Source organism: Nocardia huaxiensis, assembly GCF_013744875.1.
GTDB lineage: Bacteria > Actinomycetota > Actinomycetes > Mycobacteriales > Mycobacteriaceae > Nocardia > Nocardia huaxiensis.
The window spans coordinates 6,002,657-6,019,480 of record NZ_CP059399.1; the positions used below are offsets into that span (position 1 = coordinate 6,002,657).

Annotated in this window: 19 protein-coding genes; 9 read left to right on the top strand and 10 right to left on the bottom strand. The window is 67.5% G+C overall.

Annotated elements, in window-relative coordinates; genetic code table 11:
- Positions 1 to 49: 49 nt before the first annotated feature.
- Both H0264_RS27190 and H0264_RS27195 read right to left on the bottom strand, forming a co-directional pair.
- Positions 50 to 796, bottom strand: a complete 747-nt coding sequence (locus H0264_RS27190) for an alpha-ketoglutarate-dependent dioxygenase AlkB (protein ID WP_244975956.1) — start codon at positions 794 to 796, stop codon at positions 50 to 52.
- 28 nt (positions 797 to 824) lie between these two features.
- Positions 825 to 1,748: a hypothetical protein gene (locus H0264_RS27195; RefSeq protein ID WP_220139850.1), complete on the bottom strand. Its 924-nt coding sequence runs from the start codon at positions 1,746 to 1,748 to the stop codon at positions 825 to 827.
- A gap of 179 nt (positions 1,749 to 1,927) precedes the next feature.
- On the opposite strand from H0264_RS27195, the gene H0264_RS27200 reads away from it, so the two are divergent.
- Positions 1,928 to 2,311 carry a DUF5313 family protein gene (locus H0264_RS27200; protein WP_181580191.1) on the top strand — a complete coding sequence of 128 codons (384 nt, stop codon included), beginning with the start codon at positions 1,928 to 1,930 and terminating at the stop codon, positions 2,309 to 2,311.
- Here H0264_RS27200 and H0264_RS27205 read toward each other — a convergent pair.
- Positions 2,295 to 2,969 carry a YoaK family protein gene (locus H0264_RS27205; RefSeq protein WP_181580192.1) on the bottom strand — a complete coding sequence of 225 codons (675 nt, stop codon included), beginning with the start codon at positions 2,967 to 2,969 and terminating at the stop codon, positions 2,295 to 2,297. The two genes, H0264_RS27200 and H0264_RS27205, sit on opposite strands and share 17 nt — an antisense overlap.
- Positions 2,970 to 3,177: 208 nt before the next feature.
- On the bottom strand, positions 3,178 to 3,684 hold the full coding sequence (locus H0264_RS27210) for a YybH family protein (RefSeq protein ID WP_181580193.1): 507 nt from the start codon (positions 3,682 to 3,684) through the stop codon (positions 3,178 to 3,180).
- An 81-nt stretch (positions 3,685 to 3,765) separates the two neighbouring features.
- On the opposite strand from H0264_RS27210, the gene H0264_RS39375 reads away from it, so the two are divergent.
- Complete coding sequence (locus tag H0264_RS39375; protein WP_181585855.1) at positions 3,766 to 4,011, top strand: putative quinol monooxygenase; 246 nt, start codon at positions 3,766 to 3,768, stop codon at positions 4,009 to 4,011.
- A 2-nt stretch (positions 4,012 to 4,013) separates the two neighbouring features.
- Here the strand turns inward: H0264_RS39375 and H0264_RS27220 are convergent, their stop codons facing one another.
- Together H0264_RS27220 and H0264_RS27225 are read right to left on the bottom strand one after the other, a co-directional pair.
- On the bottom strand, positions 4,014 to 4,532 hold the full coding sequence (locus tag H0264_RS27220) for an SgcJ/EcaC family oxidoreductase (RefSeq protein ID WP_181580194.1): 519 nt from the start codon (positions 4,530 to 4,532) through the stop codon (positions 4,014 to 4,016).
- Positions 4,533 to 4,756: 224 nt separating this feature from the next.
- Complete coding sequence (locus H0264_RS27225; protein WP_181585856.1) at positions 4,757 to 5,707, bottom strand: alpha/beta fold hydrolase; 951 nt, start codon at positions 5,705 to 5,707, stop codon at positions 4,757 to 4,759.
- 72 nt (positions 5,708 to 5,779) lie between these two features.
- On the opposite strand from H0264_RS27225, the gene H0264_RS27230 reads away from it, so the two are divergent.
- The 3 genes from H0264_RS27230 to fadD8 are packed head-to-tail and all read left to right on the top strand — an operon-like array spanning position 5,780 to position 9,512.
- Positions 5,780 to 6,628 (top strand): SDR family NAD(P)-dependent oxidoreductase, encoded by an 849-nt coding sequence (locus H0264_RS27230; protein ID WP_181580195.1) that lies wholly within the window; start codon positions 5,780 to 5,782, stop codon positions 6,626 to 6,628.
- A 36-nt stretch (positions 6,629 to 6,664) separates the two neighbouring features.
- Positions 6,665 to 7,858 (top strand): thiolase C-terminal domain-containing protein, encoded by a 1,194-nt coding sequence (locus tag H0264_RS27235; protein WP_181580196.1) that lies wholly within the window; start codon positions 6,665 to 6,667, stop codon positions 7,856 to 7,858.
- Between the two features lie 46 nt (positions 7,859 to 7,904).
- Entirely contained in the window at positions 7,905 to 9,512 is a 1,608-nt protein-coding gene (fadD8, locus tag H0264_RS27240; RefSeq protein ID WP_181580197.1) for a fatty-acid--CoA ligase FadD8, read from the top strand.
- 43 nt (positions 9,513 to 9,555) lie between these two features.
- Here the strand turns inward: fadD8 and H0264_RS27245 are convergent, their stop codons facing one another.
- The 4 genes from H0264_RS27245 to H0264_RS27260 form a co-directional block, all read right to left on the bottom strand.
- Positions 9,556 to 10,242: a DUF1361 domain-containing protein gene (locus tag H0264_RS27245; protein ID WP_181580198.1), complete on the bottom strand. Its 687-nt coding sequence runs from the start codon at positions 10,240 to 10,242 to the stop codon at positions 9,556 to 9,558.
- Positions 10,243 to 10,358: 116 nt separating this feature from the next.
- Positions 10,359 to 10,592, bottom strand: coding sequence for a preprotein translocase subunit SecG (gene secG / locus H0264_RS27250; protein ID WP_181580199.1), 234 nt, complete (start codon positions 10,590 to 10,592; stop codon positions 10,359 to 10,361).
- Between the two features lie 106 nt (positions 10,593 to 10,698).
- On the bottom strand, positions 10,699 to 12,318 hold the full coding sequence (locus H0264_RS27255) for an MFS transporter (RefSeq protein WP_181580200.1): 1,620 nt from the start codon (positions 12,316 to 12,318) through the stop codon (positions 10,699 to 10,701).
- Positions 12,319 to 12,334: 16 nt separating this feature from the next.
- A complete protein-coding gene (locus H0264_RS27260) occupies positions 12,335 to 12,976 on the bottom strand; it encodes a TetR/AcrR family transcriptional regulator (protein WP_181580201.1) in 642 nt (213 codons plus the stop codon).
- A gap of 170 nt (positions 12,977 to 13,146) precedes the next feature.
- Here H0264_RS27260 and H0264_RS27265 point away from each other — a divergent pair, with 170 nt between their 5' ends.
- Genes H0264_RS27265 through H0264_RS27280 form a run of 4 tightly spaced genes read left to right on the top strand, consistent with a single transcriptional unit; the run spans position 13,147 to position 16,775 of the window.
- Positions 13,147 to 14,556 carry a lipase family protein gene (locus H0264_RS27265; protein WP_181580202.1) on the top strand — a complete coding sequence of 470 codons (1,410 nt, stop codon included), beginning with the start codon at positions 13,147 to 13,149 and terminating at the stop codon, positions 14,554 to 14,556.
- A 19-nt stretch (positions 14,557 to 14,575) separates the two neighbouring features.
- Positions 14,576 to 15,364 carry an META domain-containing protein gene (locus H0264_RS27270; protein ID WP_181580203.1) on the top strand — a complete coding sequence of 263 codons (789 nt, stop codon included), beginning with the start codon at positions 14,576 to 14,578 and terminating at the stop codon, positions 15,362 to 15,364.
- A 46-nt stretch (positions 15,365 to 15,410) separates the two neighbouring features.
- Positions 15,411 to 16,157, top strand: coding sequence for an enoyl-CoA hydratase (locus H0264_RS27275; RefSeq protein WP_181580204.1), 747 nt, complete (start codon positions 15,411 to 15,413; stop codon positions 16,155 to 16,157).
- A gap of 60 nt (positions 16,158 to 16,217) precedes the next feature.
- A complete protein-coding gene (locus tag H0264_RS27280) occupies positions 16,218 to 16,775 on the top strand; it encodes a 3'-5' exonuclease (RefSeq protein WP_181580205.1) in 558 nt (185 codons plus the stop codon).
- Positions 16,776 to 16,824: the final 49 nt, after the last annotated feature.

Here is a 16,824-nt window from a genome sequence, read left to right on the forward strand (position 1 = left end):
CAACACCCGTCCCCGCCGGGGATACCCCGGGGGCGGTCGTGTTCGGGTGTCAGTCCTCGACGATGCGCTCCATCGGTGGCGGTGTCAGCAGATCGCTCTCGCTGATGGTGTAGGTCAGCGGCGGGTAGACGAAGTCCGTTTCGGTGTTCTCGCGCCGTCGGAGCTGGTAGAACTCGCGCCGCTGATCGTCATCGGCCATTGTGAGGGGTGCGCCGTGTGGGAGGTACGCGTGCCCCTCGCGGTAGCGGACGAAGGTTTTCGACGTCCGGAAGGTGACGCCCAGCCATTCGTTCTCCTCGGCTTTCGCGGACGCGTCCAGCACGATCCTGTGCTTGAGCCGCCGGTTCGACGCGATGGAGAACACGACAAAACTATTGTGGGACAGCGGAATCTCGAGTATCTCGCCGGAGATCTTCGATTCGACGATCAGCTTCCGTGGCGGGACGGCTACGGGACGCCGGTAGCAGGAGAAGACGGCGATGTGCGAGTCGTCGGCCAGGTCGAGGGCCTGGTCGGAATGGCTGCCCATAGTGGCGTAGGCGTTCGTGTAGTTCTCGATGAGCGCGTTGTTGAAGCCGACCGACAATCCCGCTCGCGCCTGAATCTGTTGCGCCAGACGGTCATGCACCGGCCGGAATCGCTGTGCAGGGCTGCTGTATCGCGTGGTTGTCCGGACGAGAGGCACGCGGCCCGCCTCATCGGCTTTGGTGAGCGTGGCGCCCGTCCGGCCTTTGCCCAGGCGCTCCAACACCGCCGACGCGGAGAGCTCAGCGAAGAGATCCTGTTCGAAAGGCACAGCGTACGAGACGATCTCGTCGGAGATCCTAGGGTCGGGGAGCAAGATAATCTCCCGTGTTCATGCTGAAGCGGAAGCGGTCGCCGTAGTCGACGAAGGATGAACTCCTGTTCTCCTCGGCGTACAGCCTGCGCAGCTCGTCCATTCCCTCCGGCGTGGGCAGCTCCAGTTTCACCAGGTCGCTGTTCATTTCGAGGAAAGTCTGGCCATTCTTGTGCACGGCTTCGGTTTTCGAGCAGCGCACCACGTATCCCAGCCGGGTCGGCAGTAATTCGGCGTCCAGCATCGACGGCCGGATCTCGTGGGTGTAGAGCCGGTTGGTGGACAACGGCATGAGGAAAACGGAACCGGGATAGAGAGTCAGACTGAACTGCGAAGGAAGTCCGTCACGCGGTTCGACCGAATCCTTCAGCCGGAAGCGGAGTCTGGTGAGCCCGCTGACCTTGCCCACCCCGTAATCGAAGGCGTCCCCGGCCAGCGGTCGTAGCTTGTCGAGCCCGTCGTAGAAGGTGCAGAAGGCCATGATCCCATTGACAGGCATATCCTTCGTCTTGTCGGCGTGAGCCGAAATCTTGGCCTTGGACTGCTTGCGCTCAGCGGTGGCGGGAGTGTTGTGATAGATCTGCGCAAGCACATGATTGAGCGGCGCGTGACCCCGAAAGATCTTGTCGGCCTCCCGATTCAGCGCCTCGACAATGCTCGTGTCGGTCGCCCGGAAGTTCTCGGTCGGCCCGGAGAGATTCGTCGAGCAGCGGAGCAGCCGGAAACGCAGTTCGTCACCGCATCGCGTGACGGGCGTCAGGTAGATCCCCCGCCGATGAGCTGCCCCGGGCTTGGTCGACTCGGTCAGCGCTTGAAACTCGTGCTCCGCGCAGATCCGCCCGAAATGGTCATCACGGAGATCGAAGAATTGCCGGTAGAACACGCCGACGCCATGCACGCGATCCATCAAGCGCTGCCCATCATCCGCACATCTCCACTTCCCCGGGCCACAACACTTCCCAGCCCTGACGACGCTAGCGCAGCCCGCGAACCAACCAGCGGCGGCCCGGTCCAGCCATAGGGCGGGTCTATGGATGCGCAGGGCGGAGCCTGCTACCCGGATGCGTTCGCGCGCGCGAGAGTCGAGGTATGACATCGAAGACTCCTCGGCGGCCCAATCCCCTGCAGTGGCTCGGTTACGCCTGTGGGCGGCGCCTGCCGGATTCGATGGTCGATTGGGTGCGTGAGGATCTCACCGGGAAGCACAATTACGCGCGGCATCTCGTACGGGGGATGGCGCCGTTCACGCCATTGTTCGCCGGGTTCATGAGCTTTCCGGGTGAGCTGTGGCTGCGGATGGCCATGACCTTGCTCGCGCTGATTCTGGCGCTGTTCTACTGCTCGGCCTATCGGGATCTGAATCGGGCGCATCGGCTTGTGCAGCACGGGCTTCCCGCGGATCTGGAGAGCCCGCAGCGGATGCGGGAGCATGCGCGGGAGCGGGCCGTGTACGCGGCTAATCACCCTCGCTGACCGGGCCTGCGGTCGTGCGCACGACGAAGACGCTCGCGGCCACGATGAGCAGTGCGGGGAGGGCGAAACCCCAGTTCGGAAGCGAAAGACCCACCGCCACACCGGCACCCGCGCCCGCCACCAGCGCGGCGATGCGGGCCGCCGCCCACGGGTCGACTGTGCCGCTGACGGCAGCATCGCTGAAGAATCGGGTGAACGTACTCGTCAGATATGTGGTGGGCGAATTCGAATCGGCGGCCATGACCGTGGCCGACTGGACGCCCATCGCCAGGGACGCCAGGGTGAGCACCAGCGTGCGCGTCACGTGGTCGCCCAGCGCACCGGCCAGCACGGCCAGCACCACCACCAAGGCCGCCTCCGCCAGGAGACATTGCGCGATGCGGCGGATTCGCCGGGTGTCCTCGGCGCGACATCGGCGTGCGGCGAGAAGCACGCCCAGCAGATAGCCGGCGATCACCGTCACCGGTCCCGAGAATTCCCGCCAGGGCAGTACGACCGACGCGCCCAGCAGGACGAAATTGCCGGTCAGGACGCTCGCGAAAACCTGCCCGTGGCAGGTGAACACGAGGGCGTCCATGGCGCCGGTCGCTGCGGTCAGCAGGATCAACGGCTTCGCACCGCCCGGAAACCGCACGATAGCTGCATGCTTCATCGGCATGCCTGCCACCGTATCGACGGCGGCAGGCGAAACCATCGAAGCGCGACCGTGCCGCGCACCACTCCGCTGTGGACCGGCCGGATCCGATGGTCAGGGCGCGGCGGCGTCGAGGTCCAGACTCTTCAGGCTGGTCAGTCGGGGGCCGTCGCCTCGTCCTGGAATCTCGTTTTCCGGGCCCGCATCACCCCAATCTCCCAGCCGCGCTACCTCATCGCAGGCCGAAGCGGGTGAGCAGGCTGGTGGTGACCAGGCCGAGGATTGTGCTGCCGCCGCCGCGAGCTGGTGAGTTCTTGTCGGAGGCGAACCAGACTTGGAAGTTGGCCGGGTTGATGGGAATCGAGACGTGCTCGTGGGTTATCGACCAGGTGTCGTCCGTGCGGCGCAGGCAGACTGTCTCCCGGACCCAGATCGGTAGGTCGATGCCGCCTCGGCGTTTTCCGGAATCCAGGTGGAGCATATTGGCGAAGGCCGCGTCCTCGGTGGTGACGATGGTCAGGTCGTGGGTTTCGAGGCTGATCTCGCCTGTGTAGCCGTCGAACCAGCGGATGAAATTGCGGCGCACCTCGTCGTAGCCGGTGAATCGCAGCGGGGCGACGGCGTCGTAGTAGACGATGTCGGGCGCGTAGCAGGACATCAGGCGGTCTATGTCTTTCGAGCGCTGTGCGTCGGTGCGGTCTTCCAGGAACGCCCTGATCCGGGATTCGGTCGAGGTCATCGTGTCTCCATTTCGCCGGTGCGGTGCTTGCAGTAGTTCGACGATGCGGACCAGTCGAATGTGAGGTGACGGTCGACGGCGATTCGCGGGGCGAGGGTCGAGCAGGCGCGGAAGGAGGCGGGGACGCTGCTCTACGTACTCAATCGGTCCACGGATGATCAGCATCTGTTCTGGGTGACGGAGCTTTACTCCGATGAGAAAGCCTTTGCGGCGCATCGGGATAGCGCCGCCATGGCCTCCGCGTCACCGGTGCTGAGTGAATTGATCGCGGAGGCCGAGGTACTCGTCGGGGAGCCGGTACGGTCGAAGGGCATGCCCGAAGGATGACGTCAAGGCCCGACCAGAACCGGCCGGGAAGGGCGTGGGTGGGGGCGGTGGACCGCTGCGCGGCGGGTGCGCCATTGGACGAAACGGCCGAGCGTTCTCACGAAACCGCTATTGGTGGGGACAGGGCGTACTCGATTGTTGTGGAAGGCGACCGCTTTCCAGTCGGAGCCGAAGCGCTGCAGGACCCAGGTGTTGCGGGAGAGCCGGCGTTTCGGGGTGCCCTGCTGCCAGGCGAAGATCACCGCACCGGTGGCGTGGACGAGGGCGATGTCGTCGGTGAGGAAGCGGATGGATTCGATGCCGCCTTCCAGGCGGGTGCCGTAGAGGAGGGTGTCGAAGAGCTGGGCGTGCAGGTCGCGGATGGCAGTGCGGCCGCGCAGGCGGGTGCCGTCGAAGACGACATAGTCGCTGTCCTCGGCGAATTCGGCGGCATAGGCGTCGGCGTCATTGCGGGTCCAGGCGTCGGTGGTGCGGTCGAACAGCTGACGGATGAGGGCCTCGTCGGCGCTGCGATCGGTCATTGCGGGTCCTTTCCGTGGAGACGATCCCGACTCCAGGGTCCGCCGAAATCGGCTCGCGGCCATCGGGATTCACCCCGAGTCAACCCTGATTCGAGCAGCAGCCATAGACCGAACCTATGGGCGCGGCCGATCACCCGAACTGACTCCGAGGGGCGCGAGGATGCCTGCCACCGTATCGACGGCGGCAGGCAAAACAGCCGTGGCACGACCGTGCCGGGTACCACTCAGTGCAGGTCGAGGCTTTTCAGGCTGGTGAGCAGGAAGTCGTTCACGGCTTCGGGACGCTCGAGCTGGACGAGATGCCCCGCGCCGGGGACCTCCACGACCGCGCGCAGGTCGGTGACATTGGCGCGCAGGGTGGCGAGCGGGTCGCGGCCACTGAAACCCTCCATGTCCGGGTCTTTTTCGCCGTAGAGGAAGAAGGTGGGGACCTCGACCTTGGCGTCGGCGTAGGCGGCGGTGAGTTCCCAGTTGCGGTCCAGGTTGCGGTACCAGTTGAGGCCGCCAGTGAAGCCGGTGCGTTCGAACTCGGTTGCGAGGGTGTCGAATTCGGCTTCGCTGAGCCACGGCCAGGGCAGCGCCGGGGCTTCGGGGAGGACGTCGAGGTAGCCCAGGCCCGGGGGGTTCTTCCAGGTGTCGAGGTAGTGGTAGTCGGCGCTGAGCGAGTAGTAGACGCGAGCGAGGAAGCCGCGCGGGTCGGCCGCCAGTTCGGCGTCGGCCACACCCGGCTGCTGGAAGTACGACAGGTGCAGGAAGTGGCGTTCGGCGGCCTTGGTCCAGTAGGCGGAGGGGGCCTTGGGCGGGCGCGGCGAGAACGGGTTGTTCAGGACGGCGATGCCGGCGATCCGCTCGGGCGCGCGCAGCGACAGCTCCCACACCAGTTGCGCGCCGAAGTCGAGGCCGACGAAGACCGCGCGCTCGGCGCCGATGTCGTCGAGCAGGGCCAGCAGGTCGCCGATGACGGCCTCGTTGGTGTGCGCCTCCACCTCGGCGGGCGCCTCGGTGCGGCCGTATCCGCGCAGGTCCGGGGCGATGGCGTGATAGCCGGCGGCGGCCAGGGCCGCGACCTGGCGATGCCACATGAACCCGGTGTGCGGGAACCCGTGGCAGAACACCACCGGATAGCCCGAACCATGTTCGGTGACATGCATCCGGATGCCGTTGAGCGCCACCATCCGCTGGGTCGATTCCACTACCGCCTCCAATTTCTAGAACACGTTCTTATTTCACGGTAATGTCCAGAGGTCGTGAGCGAAATACCCAAGATTCTGGCCGGACGGGTCGCGGTGGTGACCGGTGCGAGCCGTGGCATCGGCAAGGGCATCGCCCTGGAACTGGGCGCGGCCGGCGCCACCGTGTACGTCACCGGGCGCACCACCACGGCCGGGCAGCTGCCGGGCACCGTGGCCGGCACGGCCGCCGAGATCGACGCGCTCGGCGGCACCGGCGTGCCGGTGGTGTGCGATCACCGCGACGACGCGGCCGTGGAAAAGCTGTTCACGCAGGTGCGCGACGCGCACGGACGGCTCGATGTGCTGGTCAACAATGTGTACAACTCCCCCGCCGCGGCGCGCTGGCTCGGCCGCAAGTTCTGGGACGTGCCGCCGAAGGCGTGGGACGAGACCTTCGATATCGGGGTGCGATCACACTATGTGGCAACGGTTTTCGCCGCGCCGCTGCTGATCGACGCCGGCGGCCTGGTCGTCAATGTGTCCTCGCCCGGAGCCGAACGGTACATGCACAATGCCGTCTACGGCGTGGGCAAGACCGCTCTGGACCGGCTCACCGCCGACTTCGCGCACGACCTCGCCGACACCGGCGTCACGGCGGTGTCGCTGTGGCCCGGCATCGTGGATACCGAACTGCTGCAAATGGTTCCGGCCGACGCGCAGGGCCGCCGCCTGGTCACGCTGCCCGGCGAGGGCACCTTCGATCTGGCGACCGCGGAGTCCCCGCGCTTCCCCGGCCGCGCCGTGGTGGCCCTGGCCGCCGACCCGGATCGCCGCTCACGCACCGGAAAGCCTTGGAAGGTCGCCGATCTCGCCGAGGCGTACGGATTCACCGACCTCGACGGCCGCATCCCGCGCGCCGACTGACCCACCCTGTCCCTGAAATACGAAGGAGTACCACCTATGCGCCGCGCTTTCATCGTGGGCGTCAATATGACACCGTTCGTCAAGATCGGCTCCCGCGAGTGGACCTATCCGGAGATGGTCGGTGAGGCCGTCCGCGGTGCGCTGGGCGATGCCGGAATCGAGTACAGCCAGGTGCAGCGCGCCGCCGCCGGGTATGTGTTCCAGCCGTCCGCGGCCGGGCAGCGCGCCCTGTACGACGTCGGCCTGACCGGGATTCCGGTGGTCAATGTCAACAACAACTGTGCGACCGGGTCGACCGCGCTCATGCTGGCCCGCGAGTGGGTCGCGGCCGGACTGGTCGAGGTTGCCCTCGCGGTCGGCTTCGAGCAGATGACCAAGGAGGCCATGGCCGGGCCCGCCACCAAGCCCAAGGCCACCACCGTGGACGCGCACCTGGGCGTCATGCGCGGGCAGTACGACTTCGGCAATGCGCCCATCACCACACAGTTCTTCGGCAATGCGGCCATCGAGCACATGAAGCGCTACGGGACCACCGAAGCGCAGCTGGCGGCGGTGGCGGTCAAGAACCACGAGCACTCCACGCGAAACCCCTTGGCGCAGTTCCAGGATGCGTACACCCTGGAGCAGGTGCTCACCGACAAGCCGGTGCACGGGCCGCTCACCCGCTCGCAGTGCTCGCCCATGTCCGATGGCGCGGCCGCGGCCGTGGTGGTGAGCGAGGAGTTCGTGCGCGCGCACGGGCTCGAGGCGCAGGCCATCGAGATCCTGGCGCAGGAGCTGGCCACCGACGACGGCACCTCCTTCTCCACCGGCTCCATGATCGACGTGGTGGGCGCGCCCATGACTCGCGCGGCGGCCGGAAAGGTCTTCGCCACAGCGGGTTTGACCGTCGCCGACGTCGATGTGATCGAACTGCACGACTGCTTCACCATCAACGAGCTCATCACCTACGAGGCGCTGGGCCTGTGCGGTGCGGGCGAATCCGGTGCGCTGGTGGAGTCCGGCGCGACCACCTATGGCGGCACCTGGGTGGTGAATCCCTCGGGCGGCCTGATCTCCAAGGGCCACCCGCTGGGCGCCACCGGGCTGGCGCAGGCCACCGAATTGTCCTGGCAGCTGCGCGGACTCGCGGGCGAACGGCAGGTGCCGGGCGCGCGCACGGCGCTGGCGCACAACCTGGGCCTCGGCGGCGCGGTCGTCGTGAGCCTCTACGCGGCGAACACCCTGTGAGCCCGTCCCCCACAACCGAATTCAACCGCACGGAGTGGAAAGTGCCATGACTGCAATCGATCCCGACACCCGCCTGCGGCTGCCCGTGCACAACGGCCACGCCCTGCTCGCCGGACTGCGCCGGCACAAGAAGGCGCCGGTGCTCACCCTCGGTGATCACGTCCTCACCGGCGCCGAGGTGCTCGACGCCATCAGCCGCTACGACCAGGCGTTCGCGGCGCACGGTCTGACGACCGGATCGCCGATCGGCGTGCTGGCGCTCAACCGGCCGGAGGTGCTGTTCACCATTGCCGCCGGGCAGATCCGAGGACAGCGGCGGACCGCGCTGCATCCGATCGGCGGGCTGGACGATCACGCGTATGTGCTGTCGGACGCCGAGATCACCACGCTCATCCTGGATCCGGTGCCGGCGTTCGTGCAGCGGGCCCGCGAACTCGTGGACCGGGTGCCGACGCTGACCAAGGTGCTGACCCTCGGGCCGGTGCCGGACGAGTTGGCCGATGTGGGCGTCGACCTGATCGCGGCGGCCGAGGCGTTCACGCCGCAGCCGCTCGAGGCCACCGACCTGCTGCCCGACGATGTCATCTCGATCAGCTACACCGGCGGCACCACCGGAAAGCCCAAGGGCGTCATCGGCACCGCGCTGGCCATGTCCACCATGACGCAGATCCAGCTCTCGGAGTGGGAGTGGCCCAAGCGGCCCAAATTCCTGATCTGCACACCGCTCTCGCATGCGGGCGCGGCATTCTTCCTGCCGGTGGTGGTGCTCGGCGGACAGTGCGTGGTGGTGCCGCGCTTCGATGCCGGTGAGGTGCTGCGCGCCATCGAGGAGCACAAGATCACCGCCACCATGCTGGTGCCGTCCATGCTGTACGCGCTGCTCGACCATCCCGATTCGAAGACCCGCGATCTGTCGTCGCTGGAGACCGTGTACTACGGGGCATCGGCCATCGATCCGAATCGGTTGCAGGAGGCCATCGACCGGTTCGGGCCGATCTTCGCGCAGTACTTCGGGCAGTCCGAGGCGCCCATGGCGATCTCCTACCTCGGCAAGGACGAGCACGACAAGGAGCGGCTCACCTCCTGTGGGCGGCCGTCCACCGCCGTGCGCGTGGCATTGCTCGACGCCGAGGACAATGTGGTCGCCCCCGGTGAGGTCGGCGAAATCTGTGTCTCCGGAACGCTGCTCGCGGGTGGATACCTGAACCTGCCGGAGGTGACGGCCGAGACGTTCAAGAACGGCTGGCTGCGCACCGGCGACCTGGCGCGCCAGGACGAGGACGGCTTCCTGTTCATTGTCGGGCGCTCCAAGGACATGGTTGTGACCGGCGGGTTCAATGTCTTCCCGCGCGAGGTGGAAGACGTTGTCTCCGAACACCCGAAGGTGCTCGAGGTCGCCGTGGTCGGCGTGCCGGACGCCCACTGGGGTGAGGCCGTCACCGCCGTGCTCGTCCTCGACGCCGCCACCGCCGGCGATCCCGCGGCGGTCGAGGCGGTGACCGCGGAGATCCAGGCCGCCGTCAAGCAGCGCAAGGGTTCGGTGCAGGTGCCCAAGCATGTCCTGGTGATCGACAAGCTGCCGCTCACCGGCCTGGGCAAGCCCGACAAGAAGGCCGTGCGCCTGCTCGCGGCCGAACGCCTCGGCCTGGCCTGAACATTCGGCGCCGGATGAGCGAATTCGGTTGATCCGGTAGCGATTACGCCTGATCGGCGCTCGGCGGTGCGACACGTAGGTTGCGCACCAGCCGGGCGCCCCGGCGGGCGCTTTCCACTCCCGCCTCGACGACCGCGCGAGTCACGAAGTGCCCCAGGGCCGTTGCCAGGAAGACGGCGGCAATGAGGATCGGCGCCCACTCCCAGGTCAGCGCCAGCACCATGCGTTCGAGCGTGCCGCGCGGCTCGACCACCGGCTCCCAGCTGTTGAGCCGCACCCAGCGGCCCAGGAAAACCCCGATGGCGCACAGGAAATGGACCGTCACCGTGGCCACGGGACGCCACGCTCCCAGCCCGATCCGCTCCAGGAACCGCCCGAACTCGGCCAGCACCAGGTAGTACGCCACGAATCCGGAAATGATGAACCCCGCGTACACCGGCAGCACCGTCGTCACCACCGGACCGTCCCCATTGAGCCGGATGTCATCGCGCAGATGCACCAGGTCGGTGACCACATAGGGCGCGTTCGGCAGGAACAACAGCAGCAGCACCGCCCCGCCCCACCACATCGGCGAACCCGGCAACCGCCGCTCCCCCGCCTGCCCCGTCCGGAACACCAAAAGTGCGAGACCCACTGGGATCCAAGCCAATACGGTGTTCCAGACCATCCAGAACCCATTGCGCTGCAAGACCCCCGTCAGGCTGGGCCCCACCAACTCCATGACAGCCATGGACCGATGATGCCTGCCGTCGGCCGTGTTCGTCCACCGACCGCGCTTCTCGCGCACGCAGCACAAGTCGCCCGGGCGTCGTGACGACGCCCGGGCGAGGTAAGCGCGGTTTCAGATCAGGCGAACTTGATCTCGAGGCCGATGCCGATGATCGAGATGAACCAGATCGCACCCACGAAGATGGTCAGGCGGTCGAGGTTCTTCTCGACGACGGTGGAGCCCGACAGGCTCGACTGCACGCCACCACCGAAAAGGCTGGACAGACCCCCGCCCTTGGCGCGATGCAGCAGCACCAGCAGCACCAGCAGGACGCTGGTGATGATCAGGAGGATATCCAGGAACATGCGCATGCGGGCCAGTCTAATGCGGCTGCCACCAGGGCGATCACATCCCCCCTGCTTGCCGTCGTGCGCGCGTCGCACGACGGCGGCGGCGTGGTGGGCGCCGGTGGTGTGATCATCGTCCGGGCCCTTCGACGGCGATCAGGTGGGTGATCTCGTCGTCGCCGATCGTGTACTGGGTGGCTTGCTGTTCGTTGAGTTCGTCCTGGGCGGTGAGGCGGACCAGGTGCTGGCGCATGTGCTCGTCCCAGGAGCGGACCACGAAGGCTTCCACGTACTGGTCGGCCGTTCCCACATCGCGGTACAGGCGCCACTCCATGGCGCCGGTGCGCTGGCGCGAGCGGCCGACGCGGGCCATGGCGGTGAGGAATTTGTCCACCACCTCCTCGGGGACCCGGTAGCGGCGCAGGACCAGGACCGGGCCGTCGGCCGGCTCGGGTTCGGAGACCAGGACGGGTTCGGGCCAGAACGCGGCGGGGGTGAGATCGAATCCGGTGGCATCCTGACGGACCGGCCACCACAGCGTGCTGAGCGCGCACACGCCGAGCAGGGCCGCGGCGATCGTCAGCGCGTCGGAGACACCGAGCGCATTGGCCACCGCACCCCATACGAGGGCGCCGACGGCCTGCCCGCCCATGAACACCAGCGTGTACACCGACATGCCGCGTGCCCGCACCCAGGCCGGAAGCATGAGCAGCATGGTCGAATTCAGCGTCGACATGGCCAGTGGCCAGCCCACACCGGCGATCACCAGGGCGATGAGCACCAGTGGCACACTGCTCACCAGCGTCGAGACCAGCGTCGCGCCGCCGAAGAACAGCGCCGACAACAGCAGCATGCGGGTCGCGGTGAAGCGCGCGCGCAAGGCCGCGAACGACAGCCCGCCGGCCACCGCTCCCAGCCCCAGCGCCCCGAGCATCAGTCCGTAGCCGGAAGAGCCGAGCCCCAGCCGATCTCGCGCCACCACCGGCAGCAATGCCCACAGCGCGCTCGCCGGAACCATGAACAGCACCGCCCGCAGCAGGACCCGCCGGATCGCGGGACCCGAACGCACGAACCGGAATCCGGCCGCCAGCGCCGCCAACGGCCGTTCGTGCGGCAGCGCCTGTTCCTTGACCGGCCGCCGCCACCACAGCAGCACCGCGACGATGCCCGCGAAAGACACCGCGTTCAAGGCGAATACGAAGGTGGGCCCGGCCAGCGACACCAGCACACCGGCAATGGCGGGCCCCACCGCGCGAGCACCGTTGACGGACAGGCCGTTCAGCGCCGCAGCAGCCGGAATCTGCTCACGCGGAACAAGTTCCGGCTGAATGGCCTGCCAGTTCGGCATGGTCAGCGCCGACCCGCACCCCAGCACGAACAGCAACCCCAGCAGAATGCCCGGCGTGGTGTGCCCCAGCGCGGTGATCACCGCCAGCGCCGTGGCGGTCAGCGCCATCCCCGACTGCGCCACGAGCAACAGCCTGCGCCGATCCACCAGGTCGGCCAGCACCCCGGCCGGAATCACCAGCAGCATGACCGGCAATGTGGTCGCGACCTGCACCAGCGACACCAGCAGCGCCGCATTCGGCGCATCGACCAGCAGCCACTGCGCGCCCACCGTCTGCATCCAGGTGCCGAGATTGGACACCAGCTGCGCGATCCACAGGGCGCGATAGACCTTGGACGCGAAGGGCGCCCAGGCCGAGCCATTGACGGGTTCGGAACGTACTGCGGTCACCGCAGCAAGCATATGTGCAGGCCGGGGCTCACTCCGGTCGCGGCACCGCCGATGCGGCCGTGTGCGCGGCGTAGACGGCGAGCATGTCCTCGACCATGTCGAGCATGGCGACGTCGAGGTCGGGGCGTTTGTAGACGCCGCGGACCACGGCTTCGCCGGAGAACAGGTGCAGCATCATGAAGAAGACGGGCTCGCGGATGTGGGCGGGGAAGGCGTCGAGCAGGCCGGTGCGGTCGAGGGTGGCGACGATCTCGGCGTAGTAGTTCTCGGCGATGGGGGTCAGGCGGTCGCGCAGTTCGGCGTCGGAGCGGGCGGCGAGGAAGATTTCGCGCAGGGCGTGGGTGAGGTTGGACTGCTGGGCCTGACGCAGGAAGCGCAGCGCGGTGTCCATCGGATTGTCCTGGGCGCCAAGGTGTTCCATGGCGGCGCGGTAGGCGTCGAGCTGGCGGGCGAAGATGTCGGCGGCGGTGCGCACGATCAGGTCGAGCCGGGTGGCGAACTGGCGGAACATGGCGCCGGCGGACAGGCCGGCGCGGCCGCACACCTCCTGCACGGTGGTGCGCTGGTAGCCGACCTCGCTGATGGCGGCGATGGTCGCGTCGACCAGTTTGGTCACCGTGGCTGTCCGGCGCTGCTCCTGGGTGCGGCGTGGACGGGGCAGTTCGCTCACGACGCATCATCCTGCCGTGTGGTTTCGGGCATGTGCACAAGCATGCCCCAGTGACCGTTGACACTCTTCATACCCACCCCTATTGTCTGAGACGCAACTTAGAAAACGAGCGCTCTCTATCTTAGAGGGTGGGTGTGGGCCGCGCTCTCGCGGCACGGAGGTGTTTCGACATGACAGTGGGGACCCGCAGGGCAATCGCCCAGGCGTGCCTGGCCGTCGCGGCGGGCGTGGCGGTGGCCGCCTGCCCGGCAGTGACCAATACCGTGGCGGCACAAGAGGTTCCGGTCCAACCGGCACTCCCCTTCCCGGTGCCGCCCGCACCGCCGTACCTGGATACGGCCTTCTACCAACCGGATCCGGCTCGGGTCGCGGCGGCCGCACCGGGTGAGATCCTGACGGCCCGGCAGGTGAACCTCGCCAATTTCTGGCTGATTCCCCTGAACGTGAACGCCTGGCAGCTGTCCTACCGCAGCACCAATACGCGAGGCGAGCCGATCGCGGCGGTCGCGACCGTCATCGTGCCGCATCGCGCCGCCCCGACCGGGCAGCGCGGGCTGGTCTCGTTCCAGATGGCCGAGGATTCGCTGTCCATCAACTGCGCACCCTCCTACACCCTGCAGATGGGGTCGCTGCCGAATCCGCTCAACCCGGTCATCTCCGCGGAATTCGTGGAGGTGCAGGCCATGCTGCAGCTCGGGCACGCCGTGGTCATCCCCGACCACCAGGGCCCGAACGCGGCCTATGCGGCCGGGCCGCTGGGTGGCCGCATCACCCTCGACGGCATTCGCGCCGCGGAGAACTTCGAACCCGCGGCCCTGCCCGGCGCCGACACCCGGGTGACGCTGTGGGGGTATTCGGGCGGCGCGATCCCGACCGGGCACGCCGCCGAATTGCAGCCCACCTACGCGCCGGACATCAACCTGGTCGGAACGGCCGCAGGCGGGCTCATGGCCGATCTGCGGATGGCCATCGACTACAACAACAGCACCTCCAGCTTCGCGGGAGCCGTGCTGGGCGGGTTGTTCGGCGTCGCCCGCGAGTACCCGGAACTGAATCAGTTCATCGACCGGTATATGAACCCCCTCGGCAAGGGTTTGCGCCTGGTTCACGAGAACCAGTGTGTGGCACTGCAATTCGCAGGCTTCCCGTTCGTCAATCTCAAGGGGCTGTTCGACTACCCCGGCGGTGATCCGATGACGGCCCCCGAACTGCAACCGCTGCTGGACGAGCTCACCCTCGGCAAGCGCGGCGCCCCGTCGGCCCCGCTGTTCCTGTACGAGTCGCCGTTCGACGAGGCGATGCCGATCAATGCGGTGAACAATCTGTACGACACCTACTGCACCGACCCGAACTCGCAGGTCTTCTACACCCGGGATCTGTTGAGCGAGCACGGCATCGCCGCGGTGTCGGGTGCGGGCAGCGCCGCGCTGTGGCTCAACGACCGGCTCAACGGGGTGCCCGCGCGGGAGGGCTGCCACAATCGCGACGTGCTCAGCACGATTCTCGATCCGGGCGCGCTACCGGCCTTCATCAACGCGATCGGCCAGACACTCGCGTCGGCGCTGGGCATGCCGGTCTGATCTCCGTACGATCGGCGACATGTCAGCAACTCGCAGGTGGTGTGCGCTGCTCGCCCTGACCGTCGGCACGATCGCCGGATGCTCCTCGTCCACCGACGACACCGCGCAGCCGACGGAAACTCCCATGGGCAAGGCGTACATCTCCACCGAGGTCAAGGGGAAGCAGATCCCGGGCGGCGGCCCCTTGACCCTGACCTTCGCCGACGACCGGGTGACGGCCAATGCCGGGTGCAATACCGCCACCGGACCCGTCACCTTGGACGGCGGCGTCCTGACCGTCGGTCAGCTGGCCATGACGCTCATGGGTTGCCCGGGTGAGACCGACGGCGCCGACGGGTGGATGGACGGACTGCTGAAGTCCGCTCCCACGTGGAAACTCGACGGTTCGACGCTGACGCTCACCGGCAATGGCGACGGCATCACCGTCACGCTGCTCGATCGCAAGGTGGCCGCGCCGGACAAGCCGCTCACCGGGACCACCTGGGTGGTCAAGAGCCTGCTCGGCAAGGACGCACAGGTCTGGTCCCAGACCCTCGAGGATGTGAAGCCGACGCTCACCATCGCGCCCGACGGCGCGGTGTCGGGCAGCGCCGGATGCAACAGCATGATGGGCAGGGCCGAGATCGCCGGCAGCTACGTCACCTTCCAGATCGGCACCACCAGGATGGCGTGCGCGCCGGAGGTCATGGATGTCGAACGGCAGGTGCTCGAGGTGCTGAACGGCAAGACCATCACCACCATCGATTCCGATGCCCTCACCATCCGCAACGAGGCCAGCGGCACCGGACTGGAACTGCGCGCGGAGTAGCGGCGACTATCGTTGCGGCGCAGGCAGGTTGCGGGAGGATGGGTTGATGGCGGACATTCTGGTCGAACGCTCGGACAAGGTGGCGGTGCTGACGGTGCACCACCCGGAACGGCGCAATGCGCTGACGCCGGAGTTGTCCGGGCAGCTGGCCGCCGCGGTGACCGCGGCCGAGAACGATCCCGGAATCAGCGCCCTCGTGATCACCGGGACGCCGCCCGCCTTCTGCGCCGGGGCCGATCTGGCGGCGCTGACACAGGTTCGGGAACCCGAACTTCGCGCCATCTACTCCGGATTTCTCGCCGTGGCCCGGTGCGCGCTGCCGACGGTGGCGGCGGTGGGCGGTGCGGCCGTGGGCGCGGGTCTGAATCTCGCACTCGCCGCGGATGTGCGCATGGCCGGACCGGGCGCTCGATTCGACGCGCGGTTCCTGAAATTGGGCACGCACCCCGGCGGCGGCATGACCTGGATGTTGCAGCGAGCCGTCGGCCCGCAGCGGGCGGCGGCCATGACCTTGTTCGGCGAGGTGCTCGACGCCGACGCCGCGCTCGCCGCCGGGTTGGCGCACCGCGTGGTGGCGGGCGATTTCGACAAGCTGGTGGAACAGGCCGTCGGATTCGCGGCCGGAGCCGCCGAAGCCCCACGCGCCCTTGCCATTGCCACCAAGCGCACCATGCGCTTGACCGAGACGCTGACCGCGCACGCCGATGCCGTCGAGGTCGAGATCGCACAGCAGGTCGGGACCATGAACTCCGCGGACTTCGCCGCGCGGCTCGCCGAGGCCCGTCGGCGGTAGCCCGCTCACCCCGGAAAATCGTTGTCGCCGACCCGATTCGGGCCGGTAGCGTGCCGCCCCATGAACAATCGATTGGTGAATGTGGTGGATGTGGAGGCCACCTGCTGGGAGAAGGCCACGCCGCCGGGACAGTTCAGCGAGATCATCGAGATCGGCCTGTGCGTCCTGGACGCCCGGACTCTCGAGCGCGTGGAGAAGCACAGCATTCTGGTGCGTCCCGAACACTCCACCGTCAGTGAATTCTGTACCCGGCTGACCACTCTCACCGCCGAGCAGGTGGGTGCGGGCATCTCCTTTTCCGAGGCGTGCGCGCTGCTGCGCACCGAGTTCCAGGCCGATTCCCGTCCGTGGGCCAGCTGGGGTGATTACGACCGCAAGCAGTTCGAACGCCAGTGCGCGGCCACCGGTGTCGCGTATCCGTTCGGCGCGGTGCACACCAATGCCAAACTCGCCTTCTCGAGGGCCCGCGGGACCGAGAGGCGTTTCGGCATGGCCGGGGCGCTGCGCATGACCGGTTTGCCGCTGGAGGGAACCCATCATCGCGGCGGTGACGACGCCTGGAACATTGCCGCGCTCATCGCCGACATGATGAAGGAGAATGCCTGGCCCGGCGACTAGCCGAGAGATGTGAAGTTGCGGCGGAGAGGGCGCGCCCACCTCTACTCTG

Bases quoted from the DNA above. Each gene is read 5' to 3' on its own strand.
- H0264_RS27200 (WP_181580191.1), top strand. From the start codon at position 1,928: ATGACATCGAAGACTCCTCGGCGGCCCAATCCCCTGCAGTGGCTCGGT.
- H0264_RS27205 (WP_181580192.1), bottom strand. From the start codon at position 2,969: ATGCCGATGAAGCATGCAGCTATCGTGCGGTTTCCGGGCGGTGCGAAG.
- H0264_RS27210 (WP_181580193.1), bottom strand. From the start codon at position 3,684: ATGACCTCGACCGAATCCCGGATCAGGGCGTTCCTGGAAGACCGCACC.
- H0264_RS27220 (WP_181580194.1), bottom strand. From the start codon at position 4,532: ATGACCGATCGCAGCGCCGACGAGGCCCTCATCCGTCAGCTGTTCGAC.
- H0264_RS27225 (WP_181585856.1), bottom strand. From the start codon at position 5,707: ATGGTGGCGCTCAACGGCATCCGGATGCATGTCACCGAACATGGTTCG.
- H0264_RS27235 (WP_181580196.1), top strand. From the start codon at position 6,665: ATGCGCCGCGCTTTCATCGTGGGCGTCAATATGACACCGTTCGTCAAG.
- fadD8 (WP_181580197.1), top strand. From the start codon at position 7,905: ATGACTGCAATCGATCCCGACACCCGCCTGCGGCTGCCCGTGCACAAC.
- H0264_RS27245 (WP_181580198.1), bottom strand. From the start codon at position 10,242: ATGGCTGTCATGGAGTTGGTGGGGCCCAGCCTGACGGGGGTCTTGCAG.
- secG (WP_181580199.1), bottom strand. From the start codon at position 10,592: ATGCGCATGTTCCTGGATATCCTCCTGATCATCACCAGCGTCCTGCTG.
- H0264_RS27255 (WP_181580200.1), bottom strand. From the start codon at position 12,318: ATGCTTGCTGCGGTGACCGCAGTACGTTCCGAACCCGTCAATGGCTCG.
- H0264_RS27265 (WP_181580202.1), top strand. From the start codon at position 13,147: ATGACAGTGGGGACCCGCAGGGCAATCGCCCAGGCGTGCCTGGCCGTC.
- H0264_RS27270 (WP_181580203.1), top strand. From the start codon at position 14,576: ATGTCAGCAACTCGCAGGTGGTGTGCGCTGCTCGCCCTGACCGTCGGC.
- H0264_RS27275 (WP_181580204.1), top strand. From the start codon at position 15,411: ATGGCGGACATTCTGGTCGAACGCTCGGACAAGGTGGCGGTGCTGACG.
- H0264_RS27280 (WP_181580205.1), top strand. From the start codon at position 16,218: ATGAACAATCGATTGGTGAATGTGGTGGATGTGGAGGCCACCTGCTGG.